The following is a 17,849-nucleotide window of genomic DNA, read 5'->3' as shown; positions in this document are numbered from 1 at the left end:
TTCAGCAAATTTAAAGGGAAACGTGAAGATTGTATCGAATGATGAAATTTATTCTACTGATGCCGATGTTTTTATCCCTTGTGCACATGGTGGGATTATAAATGATATGACAATTCCTAAGTTGAGAGTAAAGGCGATCGTAGGTTCTGCCAACAATCAATTACTGTCTGATCGACATGGAAGAATGCTCAGAGAAAAAGGAATACTATATGCACCAGATTATATCGTCAATGCAGGCGGACTGATTCAAGTGGCTGATGAGCTATATGGATTTAACCATGAGCGAGTTCTAGCTAAAACGAAGCAAATATATCATACCTTATTAGAGGTATATAAGGAGGCTTCCCTAACCGGAAATACAACGGAAGAAGCAGCAAATACGATGTGTGAAAAACGTATTGAGAACAGAAAAGCTCGCAATAACTTTTATTCAGCACCATTAAAGCCAAAGTGGAGTATTCGCAAATAAGTCAATTGGAGGGAAGCTAAGTGAAGCATAATTATCCTTTAAAAAGAATAATGGATGATGAAGGGACACTACTAGATGAACAATTCAAAGAACAAATTGAGGAAAGCTTAGTCAAAGAACTTTACTTTCACATGCTCCGCATTCGAACGTTCGACCGGAAGGCCATTAACCTACAAAGACAAGGTCGATTAGGAACCTATGCACCATTTGAGGGGCAAGAGGCAGCTCAGGTTGGTAGCGCGCTTGCATTAACGGAAGATGACTGGGTTTTTCCGACCTATCGTGATCATGGGGCAACTTTAACTTTTGGTAAGAGTATGGCAAAAACTTTCTTATACTGGAATGGAAGAATAGAGGGATGCTTATCCCCAAAGAATAGAAACATATTCCCTCCTGCTGTACCAATAGCTACTCAGCTTCCCCATGCAGCTGGAGCAGCCTGGGCAGAAAAAAGAAAGGGCACAAAAAATATAGCAATCGCTTATTTTGGTGATGGTGCTACATCCGAGGGAGATTTCCATGAGGGCTTAAACTTTGCTAGCGTCTTTAAAGTACCTGCTATCTTTTTCAATCAAAACAATGGCTTTGCAATTTCTGTTCCTACTGAAAAGCAGATGAATTCAGAAACCATTGCACAAAAAGCAGTGGCTTATGGAATGACTGGTGTTAGAGTAGATGGAAATGATAGCCTTGCTGTATATTTTGAAACGCTTAAAGCAGTAGAGAAAGCACGAGCAGGGGATGGACCTACCTTAATAGAGGCTGTTACATGGAGAAAAGGTGCCCATACGACTGCAGATGACCCATCCAAATATAGAGCTGCTACTATGGGAGACCATGTTGTGGATCCCCTTCTAAGACTGGAGTTATTTATGAAAAACTACGGTTACTGGAATGAAGAATGGTTGCAAGCTACTACTGAGGAGATTAGTAATGAAATAAATGCAGCTGTAGAAGAAATGGAAAGTTTTCCAGCTCCAAACGTAGAAGATGTGTTTAACCATGTGTTTGCCGAAATGCCTGCTCAGCTAACCGAACAAAAAGATGCTTATCTTGCATATTTAGGGAGGCAATGACAATGACCCAGTTAAAACAATCAACTGCTTCACAAGAGACAACAAAGCAAATGACATTAATCCAAGCAATAAACGATGGGATGCGCGTTCTACTAGAGGAGGACGAATCTACACTGGTGCTTGGTGAGGATGTGGGGAAAAACGGTGGGGTTTTCCGAGCTACTGAGGGACTCCAAGAAAAGTTCGGTGCTGATCGAGTAATAGACACTCCTCTTTCTGAATCAGGAATAATAGGTACTTCTATTGGATTAGCTGTAAATGGATTTAGACCAATAGCTGAAATACAGTTTTTAGGGTTTATTTATCCAGCATATGAGCAAATCATGACACATGCTTCGAGAATTCGGATGAGGTCTATGTCTCGTTTTACAGTGCCAATGGTTATTCGTGCACCTTATGGAGCAGGGATACGTGCACCCGAAATACATTCAGACAGCACCGAAATCTTATTTACTCATATGCCTGGTATTAAGGTAGTCTGTCCTTCCAGTCCATATGACGCAAAGGGATTGTTAATAGCTGCAATGGAAGATCCTGATCCAGTTCTTGTCTTAGAGCCTATGAAGAACTATCGATCTGTGAGAGAGGATGTTCCAATAAACAAATATAAAGTGGAAATTGGAAAGGCGAAGGTTGTCCAAGAAGGGGCAGATGTAACCCTTATTGCTTGGGGAGCAATGGTTTCAATCGCCCAAAAAGCTGCTGAGCTAGCAGGAAAAAAAGGGATACATTGCGAAATAATAGATTTACGTACGCTTTATCCATTAGATCGGGAAGCAATCGCCAAATCTGTGCAAAAAACAACTAGAGCAGTAATCATTCATGAAGCTCATCCTACAGGTGGGTTAGGTAATGACATAGTATCTATTATTAACGATACCTCATTCTTATATTTGCGAGCACCTGTTGAGCGAATTACAGGTTTTGATGTTCCTGTCCCATTCTTTACTTTAGAAGAACATTATCTACCTACTCCCGCTAGGGTGATGGAGGGGATTGATAAAGTAATTCATTTTTAAGGAGGATTTTGAATGATTGATGTGAAATTACATGATATAGGAGAAGGAATGACTGAAGGAGAGGTTATCCACTATTTAGTTAAAGTGGGTGACAGGGTGCAAACGGACCAGCCTTTAGTTGAAGTCCAAACAGATAAGATGGTTGCTGAACTTACCTCTCCTTGTACTGGTATTGTCAAAGAGATTCGAATTGCTGCAGGAGAAATGGTTAAAGTAGGTACCAGTCTTCTTTCCTTAGAAAGTGAGGGTGGAGGGGCTGTCTCATCCCAGCAATTGCCAAAGGATATATCAGCAGAGACTAGCAGTAACAAGTCCTTAAAAGAAGATAAATCCTTAGAGTTTACTTATAAGAGAATACTAGCTACGCCTTACACAAGAAAAATAGCGAGGGAACATAACATCAATTTAGAAGATGTAACGCCTTCAGATCCTTCAGGAAGAATTACCGAAGAGGACGTTATGAGGTTTATAGATAATAAAACGGAGTCGAAGAAGATTATACCTGAGAAGATTGTTACTCCAACGCAACCAGATGAAATACCTTATAAAGGAATTAGAAAAAAGATTGCTGAAAATATGAAGAAATCACTCTTTACCATCCCACACGTAACCCATTTTGACGAAGTGAATATGACTAATCTATTAGAAATGAAGGCACAGATGAAAGCAACTGGTCATTCCATAAGTATTCCAGCCTTTCTCTTGAAAGCACTTGTCATTTCCTTAAAGGATTTTCCGATATTCAATGCCGAGCTTGACGAAGAAAATAGTCGGATACTCCTCAAGAAAAGCTATCACATAGGTATAGCCACCAACACAGAAAACGGACTGATTGTCCCTGTACTCCACGATACTGATAAAAAATCTCTCATCCAAATAAATCAAGAAATAAAAGAATTAACACAAAAGGCCATAGCAGGAAAGCTTCAACCATCAGAAATGCAAAACAGCACATTTACAGTTAGTAATGTAGGACCTTTAGGCAGCATAGCAGCCACTCCTATTATCAATTATCCAGAGACGGCATTGATCGCATTCCATAAAACAAAAAAACAGCCAATTGTAAATGCTGATGATGAGATAGTTATTGGTCACATGATGAATCTTTCTATGTCATTTGATCACCGCGTAGCAGACGGCGCGACTGCGATTGCATTCACGAATCGTTTTTCAAGTTTGATCGAACATCCACATAAACTAATTTTGGAGATGATTTAGATGGTTGTAGGAGAAATAAGCCATAAACGAAATCTAATCATTATTGGGGGTGGACCAGGAGGATACAGCGCAGCTATACGAGGTGCTCAGCTTGGACTATCTGTTACTATAATTGAGCAAAAAAACCTTGGAGGAGTGTGCTTAAACGAAGGTTGTATACCTTCAAAGGTTTATACTTTTGCAGGCTCTAAACGTTCCGAGTTGGATCAGCTAGCTATGCTTGGTATTGATGCGGCTGAAAGAGATATAGATATCCAGAGATTACTTGAATATCAAAAGGATGTAATTGGACAGCTGAGGTCAGGTGTAGAGAGGCTTTGCCAGGGGAATAAGGTAGAAATTATTCAAGGGAAAGCTACGTTTATAGCAAAGCATAAAATTGGTGTAGAAAATGGTCACCAATTCGATATGTATGAGTTTGACCAAGTAATTATTGCTACAGGAAGTAAAAATATACTTCCTAGCTATATAACATCTAAGGGTCCTCATGTGCTATATCCGTTTGAGCTTTTTCAACTAAGCAAGCTGCCTGAACATGTAATCATTGATGGTCAAGATTATATTGCCCTTGAAGCAGCCTCAAGCTTTGCAGCGCTTGGCACACAAGTTACCTTATTAATAGAATCCGATTCTGGATTGCCATTTGATGAAGCAATCAATAAGGAGCTATTAAGGATATTTAAAAAGAAAAAAATAAAAGTAATAGAGAAAAAAGAAACTATTGGGACTCAGGATGATTTAAACGGTATCTCTGTTACGGTGTTAACCAATCAGCATAAAGAATTGATAATTGAGGCTTCTTATTTAGTGGTTCCTGAGCTTAGGGTCCCGAATATAGAAAAGCTTGGGGTGAAGCGTCTGGGCATGGAGTTAGATGTAAATGGATATATTCAGATAAATAATCATATGGAAACTTCTATCCCTAACATATATGCAGTTGGAGATGTAACAGGTGGTCCCTTGCTTGCTTGGAAGGCTATCAAACAAGGAAAAGCAGCAGTTTCTGCTATTGCTAAAGAAATGCCAGAGGTGGACTTAACAATCGCACCCACTTGTGCTCATACAATCCCACCGGTAGTATCTGTTGGTTTAACGGAACAACAGGCAAATAACCTAGGACTTTCTTTACGTACAAGTAGATTTCCCCTTGGCAGTAATGGTTATTCCACAATTACTGGGAAAAGAGATGGATTTATAAAGGTAATCTCTGAATCTACTACAGAAGTAATTCAAGGAATTCATATGATTGGGGAGGGAGCTATTGAAATGTCTGGTTCCTTTTTACAATTGTTAGAGATGGCTGCAAAGGAAGAAGATATTAAATTTCCAAACTATACGCACCCTAGCTTAAATGAAGCACTACTTGAGTCTGTAGAGGGGTTGCTTGGACAAGCGATTCATCTTGCGCCAGCAAAGAAGGAGGTTGTGAACACTTAAAACTATTAAGCTACAACGATTTTAGAAACAGCTTATCAGAAGACTAAATGTATCGGAGGGGGAAATGAACTTGAAGAAGAGATGGAAGAGTCTTATAACTATTTTAGCTAGCGCATCCTTGTTACTTGCTGCCTGTGGAGATGAGGGTGAGGAAGCTTCTGCATCCAAGACTTACAAAATTGGAGTTACTCAAATTGCAGAGCACCCATCCTTAAATGCAGCTTATGACGGCTTTAAAAAGGCTTTAGAGGATGCAGGAATCGAGGCAGATTACAATTTTCAAAATGCGCAAGGAGACGGTAATAATAACACAACTATAGCTACAAACTTAGTTAGTTCTGGCGTAGATTTGATCTTTGCAAACTCAACAGGAAGTGCTCAGGCTGCACTTAGTGCAACGCAGGACATACCGATTGTATTTACTTCTGTTACGGATGCCGTTGGTGCAGAGCTAGTTGAATCAATGGAAAAGCCAGGTGGTAATGTCACGGGAACTATTGATTCCCATCCAGATGCTATTGCAAATACAATGAAATTTTTAAAAGAAGAGCTTGATGCAACGAAAGTAGGGATGGTATTTAACTCCGGAGAACAAAATTCACGATCTCAAGTAGATGCAGTAAAGGAGTTACTGAAAGACATGGATATGACGGTTGTAGAAGCATCAGTAGCTACAACTGCTGATGTAAAACAAGCAACGGAATCCCTTATAGGGAAAGTCGATTCTATGTATATCATTACTGATAACACGGTTGTTTCCGCGTTAGAGTCGGTAATCTCGGTAGCAAATGAAAATGAAATTCCTGTAATGGTAGGAGAATTTGACTCTGTGAAGCGTGGTGGCTTAGGAGCATATGGATTTGAATACTTTGATATAGGATACGAGGCAGGTCAAATGGCAGTCAAAATATTAAAAGGGGAAAGTAAGCCAGCGGATATCCCTGTCCAGGTGCCTCAAAAGCTTAAACTCATTATGAACAAGGATACTGCAGAAACGATTGGTGTAGATATTAAAGACGAGTGGAAAGCTGAACTGAGCGAATAACTAGGAGGTGATTCTTTATGTTTACAGCAGTATTCGGCTCAATCGAACAAGGAATCATCTATGCAATTATGGCACTTGGAGTATATCTTTCATTTCGAGTGCTAGACTTTCCTGATCTTACTGTTGACGGTAGTTTTGTAACAGGAGCCGGGACTGCTGCAACAATGATCATCCTTGGGTACCATCCAATAATTGCTACAGCTATGGCGATATTGGCAGGATTTATTGCAGGATGTATGACAGGATTATTGCATACGAAGGGGAAGATAAATCCCCTTCTATCTGGAATATTAATGATGATTGCATTGTACTCAATAAATTTAAGAATTATGGGACTCACCTCTGAAAACTCTATTGGCCGTCCTAATATTCCACTGTTGAATGCGGAAACTCTTTTTGTTCAGTTCCAATCATTTTGGAGTGGGCTTGGGATAGATTCCACACTCAATAATTTTTTGCAAATGCTTGGAGTAGAAAGAGTTCCATCTACATGGGGAACTATGTTTCTGATGGCTATTGTAGTAATCCTTATCAAAATCATAGTAGATTGGTTTTTAAAGACTGAGATAGGCTTAGCTATCAGAGCAACTGGTGACAATAAGAAAATGATCCGCAGTCTATCAGCCAATACAGATACTTTAATCATTATAGGTCTTGGTTTTTCTAATGCCCTTGTTGCTTTCTCAGGTGCCTTAATCGCTCAGTATGCTAAATTTGCGGACATTGGCCTTGGGATTGGGATGATCGTCATTGGTCTTGCTTCTGTGATTATTGGTGAAGCTATTTTTGGAACAAAAACGATTGTCCGTACAACATTAGCCGTAATAGCTGGGGCGGTAATTTATCGTATCGTGCTTGCACTGGCTCTCCGATTAAACTTTTTGGATACAGGTGATATGAAGCTTATCACCGCGGTAATTGTTATAGGAGCACTTGTGCTACCACAGTTTTTAGAAAAGAAAAGGGAAAAAAATAGAAAGGCAAAGCGACATTCTGAAAGACTTCGAGAAAACCAATCCTTACTGATGAAGGAGGGGCCAGCTATTGTTAAAGCTCAATCAGATTAATAAGCTTTTTAATGAAGCAACACCAGATGAAAAGGTAGCATTAGACCAAATCAACCTTGAGCTCCGTCCGGGTGACTTTATGACAGTGATAGGCAGTAACGGAGCAGGTAAATCAACCATGCTTAATATGATATCGGGCGCTCTATCTCCGGATTTCGGAACAATAGAGATTGAAAAAAAAGTTGTGACGAAGATGCCTGAATATAAACGCTCTCAAATGATTGGTCGAGTTTTTCAGGACCCGATGGCTGGAACCGCTCCGACGATGACTATTGAGGAAAATCTTGCAATGGCATATTCAAGAAATAAAAAAAGAAGTCTCAAAATAGGTGTCGATAAAAAAAGGCGTGAATTTTTTCGGACCTCTCTTGAAACGTTACATCTTAACTTAGAAAATCGACTAAATGCAAAAGTCGGGTTGCTGTCTGGTGGAGAAAGGCAGGCTCTTTCTTTATTAATGGCAACCTTTACAAAGCCGGCCATTTTACTTTTAGATGAGCATACAGCAGCACTCGATCCCTCAAGGGCAGAACTCATTACGAGTCTAACAAAGGAACTGGTGGAAAAGGATAAATTGACGACGTTGATGATCACGCATAATATGCAGCAAGCCTTAGATTTAGGCAATCGATTAATAATGATGGATAAGGGTCAAATCATTTTACAAATAGATGCCGAGGAGAAAAGAACTTTAACCATCAATAAGCTGATGGATGAATTCCAACGAATCCGGGGAGAGAAGTTAACAAGCGATAAAGCATTGTTATCGGTATAAGGAGGGATGCAGATGCGTTCGGCAAACATAAAGCTTCGTCATCTAAACGAGTTGAAAACAGTTGAGGTGGACCCTTTAACTAATTCTTTTTACTTAAATGGACAAAGAAATGGGCTAAAGGATTACCCCGTTGCTTCACCCGTTTGTGGGACAGTGTACGGAACTATACTTAACTATAAAGAAGATCTAACAGCCATGGAAGAGCAGCTTCATCAAAAACCATATGCTGCTCCTCCTAACGCACCTATCTTGTATATAAAACCAGCAAATACAATTAATTTTCATGGAGCTCCTATACCTATGCCAAAGGGGGTCTCTACACTCGAAGTGGGCGCAACGTTAGGAGTAATTATAGGTAAGAAGGCGATTGCTATAAAAGAAGAGGATGCCTTTTCTTATGTTGCAGGTTACACAATAGTAAATGATGTCAGTATTGCACACGATAGTATTTTCCGGCCAGCAGTGCCTTTCAAGGCGAGGGATGGTTTTTGTTCCATTGGACCTTGGATTATAGATGCTAAGAACATTGAGGACCCTAATTCCTTTGCCATTAAGGTCTATGTTAATAATGAACTCCAGTTAGAAAAAAATACTTCCACTCTCGTGCGGCCAATTGCTAGACTGCTAGAAGAAATAACAGAGTTTATGACGTTAGACGTTGGGGACCTCCTACTGGTTGGAATTCCTACAACTTCTCCTAAAGTACATGTAGGAGATCAGGTCAGAATTGATATAAGCGAAATAGGATCATTAGAAAACTATATTATGGATGAGGAAGAGGGGTGTTTCCTATAAAAAGAGCTAGAGTTGCATATGCTGGAGCCATTTATAATGCAAGTGAATATGACACTAGGCTTCAGCTTGAGGATGGTAGGATTGTGAACCAGGATGAGGTTACATGGTTAACACCCCTTAACCCACGTACTACTTTTGCTTTAGGTCTTAACTATGCCGATCATGCTGCAGAATTAGCTTTTGATGCCCCTTCTGAACCTCTTATCTTTTTAAAAGGACCTAATACATTTGTAGGTCATAACGGGTTTACCAGACGACCATCAGATATAACTTACATGCATTACGAATGTGAGCTTGCTGTTGTAATTGCTAAAAAAGGCAAACATGTAAAAAAAGAAGAGGCTTACCATTATGTGAAAGGCTATAGTATAGCAAATGATTATGCTTTTAGAGATTACCTTGAGAACTATTATCGACCAAATCTACGTGTGAAAAATAGGGATGGCTGTACTCCGCTTGGACCATGGTTAGTGGATAAGGAGGATATTCCAGATCCAATGAATCTTCCATTATATACGTATGTTAATGACAAGCTCGTTCAAAAAGGGAATACGAAGGATATGATATTCGATATTCCAACACTTATCGAATATATTAGTAGCTTTATGACCTTAAGTGAAAATGATGTCATTTTAACCGGGACGCCTAAAGGCTCGGTGGATACTAAAGTGGGCGATTATATTGTGACCGAGATTGAAGGACTTGGTCGCCTAGCAAATACTCTTATAGGCGATGAAGCATTCATGAAGAGTTAATACGGGAGGGGAATTGATTTGCCTCATTTTATTGTAGAGTACACAGACAACTTAAAGGAAGACATTAAAGTGGAGCAGCTATTAAAAGATGTTCATCAAATACTTATAGCTAGAAATGATACATTCCCAATTGGAGGAATAAGGTCGAGAGCAATCGAGCTAACAGATTATCGAGTAGCTGATGGGTTAGAGGATGATGCCTTTGTACATGCCACATTAAAGATTGCTGCAGGTAGGTCTGAAGAGATCAAGGCAGAAGTATGTGACGCTATATTCGAGGTTATTAAAGCTCATTTCAATGAAACAATGAATAAAAGATACTTAGCACTGTCAATGGAATTGGTTGAATTTAGTGATTCAGGAACGTACAAGCAGAACAATATTCATTCTCGTTTTTAAATATCATTATGCTTTAAATCATATATTATTTCATATATTCTTGTGTAATTTGTTCAGAAAATTCGGATTTAGGAGGTAGTAATTATGGGCGCTCGAACAGGGAAGGAATACATCCAAGGTGTGAAGGATCGTCAAACAGAGGTTTGGATTCACGGAGAAAAAGTAGAGGACGTGACTACCCATCCAGCTTTTAAAAACGTAGTAGAAAGTGTAGCCGGTTTATATAATCTTCAGCATGAAAAGCCTGAAAAAATGTTATACAAATCACCAACTACCGGAGATAAGGTGGGGCTTTCCTTTATCGCACCGAAAACAAAGGAAGATTTGTTCAAAAGAAGAGAAATGCATAGTGAATGGGCAGCTTTTTCGGGTGGAATGATGGGTCGTTCACCTGACTATTTAAACACGAGCATTATGGCGTTTGGAACAGCAAGTAAGTTCTTTGCACAGGAAGGCGGCGGGAGTAAGCAATTTGCTAAAAATGCAGAAGATTATTATGAATATGCGAGAGAGAACGACATAAGTCTTACGCATACACTTATTCATCCGCAGGTGAACCGATCCATGCTGACACAATCGGAACAAAAGGACCCTTTCTTATCTGCACGTATTACTAAAAAGACTACTGATGGAATTATCATAAACGGATGTCGCCTACTAGCTACCCTAGGGGGAATTACGGATGAATTAGTCGTTTTTCCATCCACTATAAATCGAACTCCTGGTACAGTGGACGATCCATTTGCCTTTGCATTTGCTATTCCAAACAACACGCCAGGCTTAAAATTTCTCTCTCGCGAATCTTTTGATTATGGAAAGAGTAAATGGGACCATCCACTAGGTGCCAGATTTGATGAAAGTGATGCGATTATATCGTTCGAGGATGTTTTAGTGCCTTGGGAGAGAGTCTTTGTTTGTGAAAGCACCGATATTTGTAATCGTACGTATGCAGAAACGAATGCCGTTATCCATATGACGCATCAAGTAATCTCTAAAAACGTTGTGAAAACTGAATTTATCCTAGGTGTAGTTATTAGCATGATGGAGGCCATTGGAATCGATAAGTTCATGCATGTAAAGGAAAAGGCAAGTGAAATCATGGTGATTCTAGAGGTGATGCGCTCTCATTTATACCGAGCAGAGCATAATGCAAAGATAGACCAATATGGCAATATGACTCCAGACTTCGAGCCATTAAATGCAGCAAGAAACTGGTTCCCTAAAATGTACCAGCGTATGAATGAAATTATCAAAATTTTAGGTGCCTCTGGATTAATGGCATTGCCAACTGAAGCAGATTTTAGCAATGATGATGTAGGTTCTTTAGTACATCGCTATACTCAGGGGGCAAACATAAATGGAGAAGAACGTGTCCAGCTGTTCCGTTTAGGCTGGGATATATCCATCAGTGCATTTGGAAATCGACAAGCTCTATATGAATATTATTTCTTTGGAGATCCGGTTCGTATGTCCAATGCTTATTATGATAGCTTCAATAAGCAACCGTATAAGGATATGGTGACTAGCTTTTTAAATAGAGCTAAAAAGGAAGCAGGCATACTTTCATAGTAAAGATTTTCATAAAGGAGTGTATCCATGCAACAGCTTAAAAATGAAATAGATAATCAGTTATTCCGAACGATAATGGGCAGCTTTGCAACTGGAGTTACGGTCATTACTACAAAAGTAGAGGACGAAGTTTATGGCATGACAGCGAATGCATTCATGTCAGTTTCCCTAGAACCTAAGCTAGTGGCCATAAGTATCGGTGATAAGGCTAAAATGCATGCTTATATTAACTCATCTAAACGATTTGCTATCAATATTTTGGCTGCTAACCAACTGGAGCTTTCGAAACAGTTTGCAGGGCAGTTGAATTCGAATCTGGAAGTAGCATTTGATTACGATCACGAGCATCCTATTTTAAAGAGCTCACTTGCAGTTATCACATGTGAGTTATTTAACCATATAGACGCTGGCGATCATACTATTTTCATCGGAAAAGTAACAGGGGTAAAGCACGAACCAAGTGAGCCTCTCTTGTTTTTTGGAGGCAAATACCAAGAGTTAATTAAAAATAGCTGAAGGAAGAAAAAAAGTCTGGAAGGAGTCGAATAAATTGGCATATGAAGAAGAAAAAAAGAAGCTAAGAGGTTCTATTTGTCCAGTAGTTACTCCGTTTACAGAAACTGGGGAAATAGATGAGGAATCCTTTAAAAACCTTATTAATTGGCAAATAGAAAGCGGTAGTCACGGCATATCAGTGACAGGTACAAGTGGGGAACCAAGCTCGTTAACCATTAAGGAGCGGAAAAGAGTCATGAAGCTAGCAAGTGAAACAATTGCTGGGCGAGTATTTTTTGCACCTGGTACAGGGTCAACCAACCACGATGAAACGATGGAGCTTACTAAGTATGCAGAGGAACTAGGCGCTGATGCTGCTATGGTAATTGTTCCCTACTATAATAAGCCAAATCAGGAAGCATTATATACACACTTCAAAGTAGTTGCAGACTCTGTGAAAATCCCAATTATTATCTATAATATTCCAGGAAGATCTGCAGTAAATATGGAAGTCGGTACGATGAAGAGATTAGTTGAAGCTTGTCCGAACATTGTTGGAGTAAAGGAGGCCAATAAGGATTTTGAGCATGTTAATCGTGTCCTCCTTAATTGTGGAAGAGATTTTCTTCTTTATTCAGGAATAGAGTTGCTATGCTACCCAATGCTTGCTATTGGAGGTGCAGGCTTTATTAGCGCGACGGCTAATGTAGAGCCTGCTAAAGTAGCGGAGCTTTACAATGCTTGGACAGCTGGAGATGTGGAGAGGGCTCAGGATCTACATTTCGAACTAATGCCTTTGAATGATGCGTTATTTAGAGATACGAATCCTGCTCCGGCAAAGGTAGCTCTAGGGATGATGGGGAAGATAAACCCTAAACTGCGTCTTCCATTAGGTCCACCATCACAAGCAGTAAAGGATGAAGTGCGACAGACTTTAATAAGCTTAGATATTCTGTCGAAAGAAACTGCCCAACAATTTTAATGAAAGAAGGTGATGAACATGGTGTCTTCTCATGAGTTAATTTCACTCAAGCATGAAACCCAACAAAGCATTTCCCTCTATATAAATGGTGAATTTACGTCTGCAGCCAGTGGTGCCACTTTCATCAACATGAATCCTTTTACGAACGAGCAAATCAATACAGTCTCGGAAGGCCAAAAGGAAGATATAGATAAAGCTGTTGCAGCAGCTCGTGATGCTTTTGACAATGGTCCATGGAAAACAATGAAGTTAAGTAAAAGGCTGTCTTATATTTATCGTATTGCAGACCTTATTGACGAGGAGGTTGAACGAATCGCATATTTAGAGGCTTTAGACACCGGTTTGCCAATAAGCCAAACAAGAAAAATGGTAAACCGTGCCTCTGAAAACTTTCGCTTTTATGCAAGAATGGTTGAGAGTCGTCTGGTAGGCGATGTCTATCAGGTGGATGACGAATTTGTCAATTATACGATTCATGCCCCTGTAGGTGTAGCTGGCTTAATAACTCCATGGAATGCACCTTTCATGCTTGAGACATGGAAGATTGCACCAGCCCTTGCTACAGGAAATACAGTAGTCCTAAAGCCGGCAGAGCTTTCTCCTCTATCGGCAAATCTATTGGCAGAGGTTATTCATAAGGCAGATTTACCAAAAGGAGTCTTTAATGTGGTTCACGGTAAGGGAGAAGTAGCTGGTGATGCTTTAGTTAAGCACCCAGACGTACAACTCATTTCGTTTACCGGAGAGACTACAACTGGATCTACTATTATAAAAAATAGTGCAGACACCTTGAAGAGCTGTTCCATGGAGCTAGGCGGCAAATCTCCAATAATTGTTTTTGAGGATGCTGATTTCGAGCGAGCACTAGACGCCTGTGTATGGGGTATCTTTTCCTTTAATGGGGAACGCTGTACGGCTAATTCTCGACTATTCGTCCAAGAAAGCATTAAAGACAGATTTATAGATGCATTAAAAACGAGAGTTGCTAATATCAAAGTGGGAGACCCTTTAAATGACCTGACGGAGGTTGGTCCTCTTATTGATCAAGGTCACTATAACAAGGTACGTGGCTATATAGACATAGCACGTGATGAAGGTACTGAGGTAATCTCAGGACATATTCCAGCTGAATTTTCCAATGGAAATTTTGTGCCTCCAACATTAATTTTAAATGCTCATAACCAAATGCGTGTTGCTAAAGAAGAAATATTCGGCCCTGTTCTAATTGCTATGTCGTTCCAAGATGAAGAGGAAGTCATTAAGCTTGCGAATGATACTGATTATGGCTTGGCAGGTTATGTGTGGACGAACGATATTAAACGTGGACATCGTGTAGCACATAAAGTGGACGCAGGAATGCTATGGGTAAATGCTCAAAACGTACGCGATCTAAGAACTCCTTTTGGAGGGACGAAGTATTCTGGCATAGGCAGAGAAGGTGGGCATTACAGCTTTGATTTTTACACGGAACATAAAATTATTCACGTATCCATTGAGGATCATCATATCCAGCAATTCGGAAAACAATAGAAAGGAGGAGAAGCCTATTGGATTTTTCCATTATACGTATCGCTCGCACAGTGCTACATGTTAAGGATTTAGAGATATCTCGTAAATTCTATGTAGATGGGTTGGGGATGATAGAAACCGAGAGAGATGATAAACATGTCTATTTAAGAGGTTTAGAAGAGCATTGTCATCATAGTCTATTACTAAAAAAAGCTGAGAAATCAGTTGTGGAAGTGCTAAGTTATAAGGTAATGAAGGAAGAAGATTTGGAGCACATTGAAAAGTTATTCATTGCTAAAGGACTTAAAACGAAATGGATTCCTAAAGGTGAACAATATGCTATCGGTAGAACGCTTAGAGTTCACGATATTTCGGGTATTCCGTTAGAATTTTTTGCAGAAATGCCTACTGTGGATCGGATGCTTCAAAAATACGACCTATATCGCGGTGCAAAAATTCAGCGAATAGATCACGTCAATTGTGCTGTACCAAATGTGCAAAAAGCCTATGACTTTTATGTGAAGAGTTTAGGATTTTCTTGTTCCGAATATACAGAAACGGAAGAAGGTGACTTATGGGCTGCTTGGTTATTCCGAAAGCCTACAGTTCATGATCAAGCGTTCATGAGTGGGCCAGGGCCTAAGCTCCATCATTTTGCGTATACTTTATCTGACCGGCTGAGCGTGCTCGACTGCTGTGATGTGTTGGCTAGTATGGGCTATGCAGATTGTATCGAGCGAGGACCAGGTCGACATGGATTATCTAACGCATTCTTTCTATATTTAAGAGATCCAGATGGTCATCGTATAGAGTTATATACCGGAGACTATTTGACTTGCGATCCAGATATGAAGCCAAAGCGTTGGGATTTAAATGATCCTCTACGTCAAACATTTTGGGGACATCAGGCACCAGACAAATGGTTCAATGAAACTAGCACATTTATTGATATTGATACTGGCGAAGAAATAAATAGCGAAGAACCAAAGCTTGAACAACGAAAGCCCAAAATTTTAGTATAATTATGGATTCATCTGAGATTAGTGCAAATGTAATTTTTAGACTGTAGGAAGACACCATGCGGGTGTTTACCTACAGTCTATTTTCTAATAAAATAAAGAAAAAGCTAGAAGTGTTGAATCTCGCTGCAAACGGGATGCACTATTGATATCACATGTAATTTGAGTAAGGAGGGGGGAAAGGCTTTGAATGATAAATTAATAAGAGTTGGCACTATTTATATCCCAGTTTCAAATGTTACTCTCTCTAGCGATTGGTACCAGGAACAACTCGGCGCTGTCGAGAATTATAAGGACAAGGATAAGGCGATTTTGGACCTAGCCAATCAAAGTGTCTTTTTGATTAAAAGTAAAAAAGAAGAGAGTCTGAACTTTAAGGATTTTCATGGGCGAGAGCAATTTGTCTTAACATTTGAAGTAGATGGTGTAGATAATCTTCTATTATTACACCAAGAATTCAAAGAAAAAGGATTGCTGGTAGGGGAAATAGAAGATAGAGGACATGCGGGTAGAAATTTTGTGTTTCAGGATCCTGATGGAAACACATTTGATGTATGGAGCGAATTAAGTCCTTCTTTTAAAAAATAATAGGAACTGTTAAAAAAGAGGCTACCTAGTCTCTTTTTTATTTTAATTAACTAGATTATTTTTCAATAAAACAAGTGATAAATAGGTTTTAAGGTGATATATCAGGGAATTACAAATAAGGAATGCACTATTTTGAAGGAGGGCTTCATATATGGCAGAAGAAAAAGAAATGAGAAATGGTTCAACCCAAAATAACCAAGGAAAAGAGACTCTTACAACTCGACAAGGTCATCCTGTAACGGATAACCAGAATATGCGAACTGTAGGAAATCGCGGTCCAGCAACTCTTGAGAACTATCATTTTATCGAAAAAATTTCACACTTTGACCGAGAAGAAGTTCCTGAACGAGTAGTTCATGCTCGTGGAGCTGGTGCTTTTGGCTATTTTGAAACCTACGGTAAAGTAGGGGACGAGCCCGTAGAAAAGTATACTCGTGCAAAAGTATTTTCGGGTGCTGGAAAACAAACACCTTTGATGGTGCGCTTTTCAACAGTTGCAGGTTCTAAGGATTCTCCAGAGACTGCCCGTGACCCACGAGGTTTTGCAGTTAAAATGTATACAGAAGATGGTAACTGGGATTTAGTTGGAAACAACTTAAAAATATTCTTTATTCGTGTTGCGATGAAATTTCCAGATATGATCCATGCATTTAAAGCAGATCCGGCTTCTAATATACCCAACCCTGAGCGTATGTTTGACTTTGTTTCTAAATCACCTGAAGCGACACATATGATTACTTTTCTATTCTCTCCATGGGGTATTCCGGCTACATATCGCCATATGCAGGGATCCGGGGTAAATACGTACAAGTGGGTAAATGATAAAGGTGAAGCAGTACTTGTAAAGTATCATTGGGAACCAAAACAAGGTATCCGCAACCTAACTCAAGATGAAGCAGATGCCATTCAGGCAAAAAATGTTGCTCATGCCACACAGGACTTATATGAGTCCATTGAGCGCGGAGAATATCCAGAGTGGGAGTTATTTGTTCAAATTATGAGCGATGATGAGCATCCTGAGTTAGATTTTGATCCATTAGATGATACAAAGCTATGGCCACCAGAGCAATTCCCGTTCCTACCAGTAGGAAAGATGGTATTAAACCGTAATCCGGTCGACTACCACGCCGAGATAGAGCAGGCGGCATTTGGTACAGGCGTATTAGTAGATGGATTAGACTTCTCTGACGATAAAATGCTTCAAGGTCGTACTTTTTCTTATTCTGATACACAACGTTACCGCGTAGGAGCAAACTATTTGAAGCTCCCAGTTAATGCGCCTAAGGTTCCTGTAAGAACAAATCAGCATCGTGGTCAGATGGATGTGCATAGACCAGAGGAAGCTGGTGGAAATCCACATATCAATTATGAACCATCCATGATAGGTGGATTACAGGAGGCTGAAAAAACAGAGCGTATTAAACATGAGCCTCAATATAATGCTAAGGCTACAAGTGCACCGATAGATCGAGAGAATAACTATGGGCAAGCAGGAGAGACATATCGTAGCTTTGAAGATTGGGAGCGCGATGAATTGATAAACAACCTATCTACAGCACTTTCGATTTGTGGTCCTCGTATTCAAGAGGCTATGGTCTACCACTTTACACAGGCAGACGAGGATTATGGTCG

The 17,849-nt window shown here is 39.8% G+C and carries 18 protein-coding genes; all 18 read left to right on the top strand.

Features of this window, described 5'->3' with window-relative positions; translation table 11 throughout:
- Positions 1–469 (top strand): Glu/Leu/Phe/Val dehydrogenase family protein (locus AC06OU_RS02285; RefSeq protein ID WP_475853682.1); only part of this gene is annotated, 469 nt, incomplete at its 5' end.
- A gap of 20 nt (positions 470–489) precedes the next feature.
- Positions 490–1,545: a pyruvate dehydrogenase (acetyl-transferring) E1 component subunit alpha gene (gene pdhA, locus AC06OU_RS02280; protein WP_475853681.1), complete on the top strand. Its 1,056-nt coding sequence runs from the start codon at positions 490–492 to the stop codon at positions 1,543–1,545.
- 2 nt (positions 1,546–1,547) lie between these two features.
- Complete coding sequence (locus AC06OU_RS02275) at positions 1,548–2,564, top strand: alpha-ketoacid dehydrogenase subunit beta (protein WP_475853679.1); 1,017 nt, start codon at positions 1,548–1,550, stop codon at positions 2,562–2,564.
- 12 nt (positions 2,565–2,576) lie between these two features.
- Positions 2,577–3,782 carry a dihydrolipoamide acetyltransferase family protein gene (locus tag AC06OU_RS02270; RefSeq protein WP_475853677.1) on the top strand — a complete coding sequence of 402 codons (1,206 nt, stop codon included), beginning with the start codon at positions 2,577–2,579 and terminating at the stop codon, positions 3,780–3,782.
- Positions 3,783–5,219, top strand: a complete 1,437-nt coding sequence (locus tag AC06OU_RS02265) for a dihydrolipoyl dehydrogenase family protein (protein ID WP_475853675.1) — start codon at positions 3,783–3,785, stop codon at positions 5,217–5,219.
- 64 nt (positions 5,220–5,283) lie between these two features.
- Entirely contained in the window at positions 5,284–6,264 is a 981-nt protein-coding gene (locus AC06OU_RS02260; RefSeq protein ID WP_475853674.1) for an ABC transporter substrate-binding protein, read from the top strand.
- Positions 6,265–6,281: 17 nt separating this feature from the next.
- A complete protein-coding gene (locus tag AC06OU_RS02255; RefSeq protein WP_475853673.1) occupies positions 6,282–7,331 on the top strand; it encodes an ABC transporter permease in 1,050 nt (349 codons plus the stop codon).
- The gene (locus AC06OU_RS02250) at positions 7,309–8,106 is read left to right on the top strand and encodes an ABC transporter ATP-binding protein (RefSeq protein WP_475853671.1); all 798 of its coding nucleotides are present in this window, start codon (positions 7,309–7,311) and stop codon (positions 8,104–8,106) included. The genes AC06OU_RS02255 and AC06OU_RS02250 overlap by 23 nt, the downstream gene beginning before the upstream one ends.
- Positions 8,107–8,118: 12 nt before the next feature.
- Complete coding sequence (locus tag AC06OU_RS02245) at positions 8,119–8,901, top strand: fumarylacetoacetate hydrolase family protein (RefSeq protein WP_475853669.1); 783 nt, start codon at positions 8,119–8,121, stop codon at positions 8,899–8,901.
- Positions 8,898–9,656 (top strand): fumarylacetoacetate hydrolase family protein, encoded by a 759-nt coding sequence (locus AC06OU_RS02240; protein ID WP_475853686.1) that lies wholly within the window; start codon positions 8,898–8,900, stop codon positions 9,654–9,656. The genes AC06OU_RS02245 and AC06OU_RS02240 overlap by 4 nt, the downstream gene beginning before the upstream one ends.
- Before the next feature lie 18 nt (positions 9,657–9,674).
- On the top strand, positions 9,675–10,055 hold the full coding sequence (locus AC06OU_RS02235; RefSeq protein WP_475853667.1) for a 5-carboxymethyl-2-hydroxymuconate Delta-isomerase: 381 nt from the start codon (positions 9,675–9,677) through the stop codon (positions 10,053–10,055).
- An 84-nt stretch (positions 10,056–10,139) separates the two neighbouring features.
- Positions 10,140–11,624 carry a 4-hydroxyphenylacetate 3-monooxygenase, oxygenase component gene (hpaB, locus tag AC06OU_RS02230; RefSeq protein ID WP_475853666.1) on the top strand — a complete coding sequence of 495 codons (1,485 nt, stop codon included), beginning with the start codon at positions 10,140–10,142 and terminating at the stop codon, positions 11,622–11,624.
- A 48-nt stretch (positions 11,625–11,672) separates the two neighbouring features.
- Positions 11,673–12,140, top strand: coding sequence for a flavin reductase family protein (locus AC06OU_RS02225; protein WP_475853685.1), 468 nt, complete (start codon positions 11,673–11,675; stop codon positions 12,138–12,140).
- A gap of 34 nt (positions 12,141–12,174) precedes the next feature.
- Positions 12,175–13,101: a 2,4-dihydroxyhept-2-ene-1,7-dioic acid aldolase gene (hpaI, locus tag AC06OU_RS02220; RefSeq protein ID WP_475853665.1), complete on the top strand. Its 927-nt coding sequence runs from the start codon at positions 12,175–12,177 to the stop codon at positions 13,099–13,101.
- A gap of 18 nt (positions 13,102–13,119) precedes the next feature.
- On the top strand, positions 13,120–14,631 hold the full coding sequence (hpaE, locus tag AC06OU_RS02215; RefSeq protein ID WP_475853664.1) for a 5-carboxymethyl-2-hydroxymuconate semialdehyde dehydrogenase: 1,512 nt from the start codon (positions 13,120–13,122) through the stop codon (positions 14,629–14,631).
- Between the two features lie 17 nt (positions 14,632–14,648).
- On the top strand, positions 14,649–15,632 hold the full coding sequence (hpaD, locus tag AC06OU_RS02210) for a 3,4-dihydroxyphenylacetate 2,3-dioxygenase (protein ID WP_475853662.1): 984 nt from the start codon (positions 14,649–14,651) through the stop codon (positions 15,630–15,632).
- A 183-nt stretch (positions 15,633–15,815) separates the two neighbouring features.
- Complete coding sequence (locus AC06OU_RS02205) at positions 15,816–16,217, top strand: VOC family protein (RefSeq protein ID WP_475853661.1); 402 nt, start codon at positions 15,816–15,818, stop codon at positions 16,215–16,217.
- A 169-nt stretch (positions 16,218–16,386) separates the two neighbouring features.
- A partial coding sequence (locus AC06OU_RS02200) for a catalase (RefSeq protein ID WP_475853683.1) occupies positions 16,387–17,849 on the top strand: 1,463 nt, incomplete at its 3' end.

It is taken from the genome of Psychrobacillus sp., assembly GCF_056205495.1.
This window is presented reverse-complemented; position numbering and strand designations above follow the sequence as displayed.

Excerpts from the sequence above, each read along its gene's own strand:
- AC06OU_RS02275 (WP_475853679.1), top strand. The coding sequence starts at position 1,548 with ATGACCCAGTTAAAACAATCAACTGCTTCACAAGAGACAACAAAGCAA.
- AC06OU_RS02270 (WP_475853677.1), top strand. The coding sequence starts at position 2,577 with ATGATTGATGTGAAATTACATGATATAGGAGAAGGAATGACTGAAGGA.
- AC06OU_RS02265 (WP_475853675.1), top strand. The coding sequence starts at position 3,783 with ATGGTTGTAGGAGAAATAAGCCATAAACGAAATCTAATCATTATTGGG.
- AC06OU_RS02260 (WP_475853674.1), top strand. The coding sequence starts at position 5,284 with ATGAACTTGAAGAAGAGATGGAAGAGTCTTATAACTATTTTAGCTAGC.
- AC06OU_RS02255 (WP_475853673.1), top strand. The coding sequence starts at position 6,282 with ATGTTTACAGCAGTATTCGGCTCAATCGAACAAGGAATCATCTATGCA.
- AC06OU_RS02245 (WP_475853669.1), top strand. The coding sequence starts at position 8,119 with ATGCGTTCGGCAAACATAAAGCTTCGTCATCTAAACGAGTTGAAAACA.
- hpaB (WP_475853666.1), top strand. The coding sequence starts at position 10,140 with ATGGGCGCTCGAACAGGGAAGGAATACATCCAAGGTGTGAAGGATCGT.
- hpaE (WP_475853664.1), top strand. The coding sequence starts at position 13,120 with ATGGTGTCTTCTCATGAGTTAATTTCACTCAAGCATGAAACCCAACAA.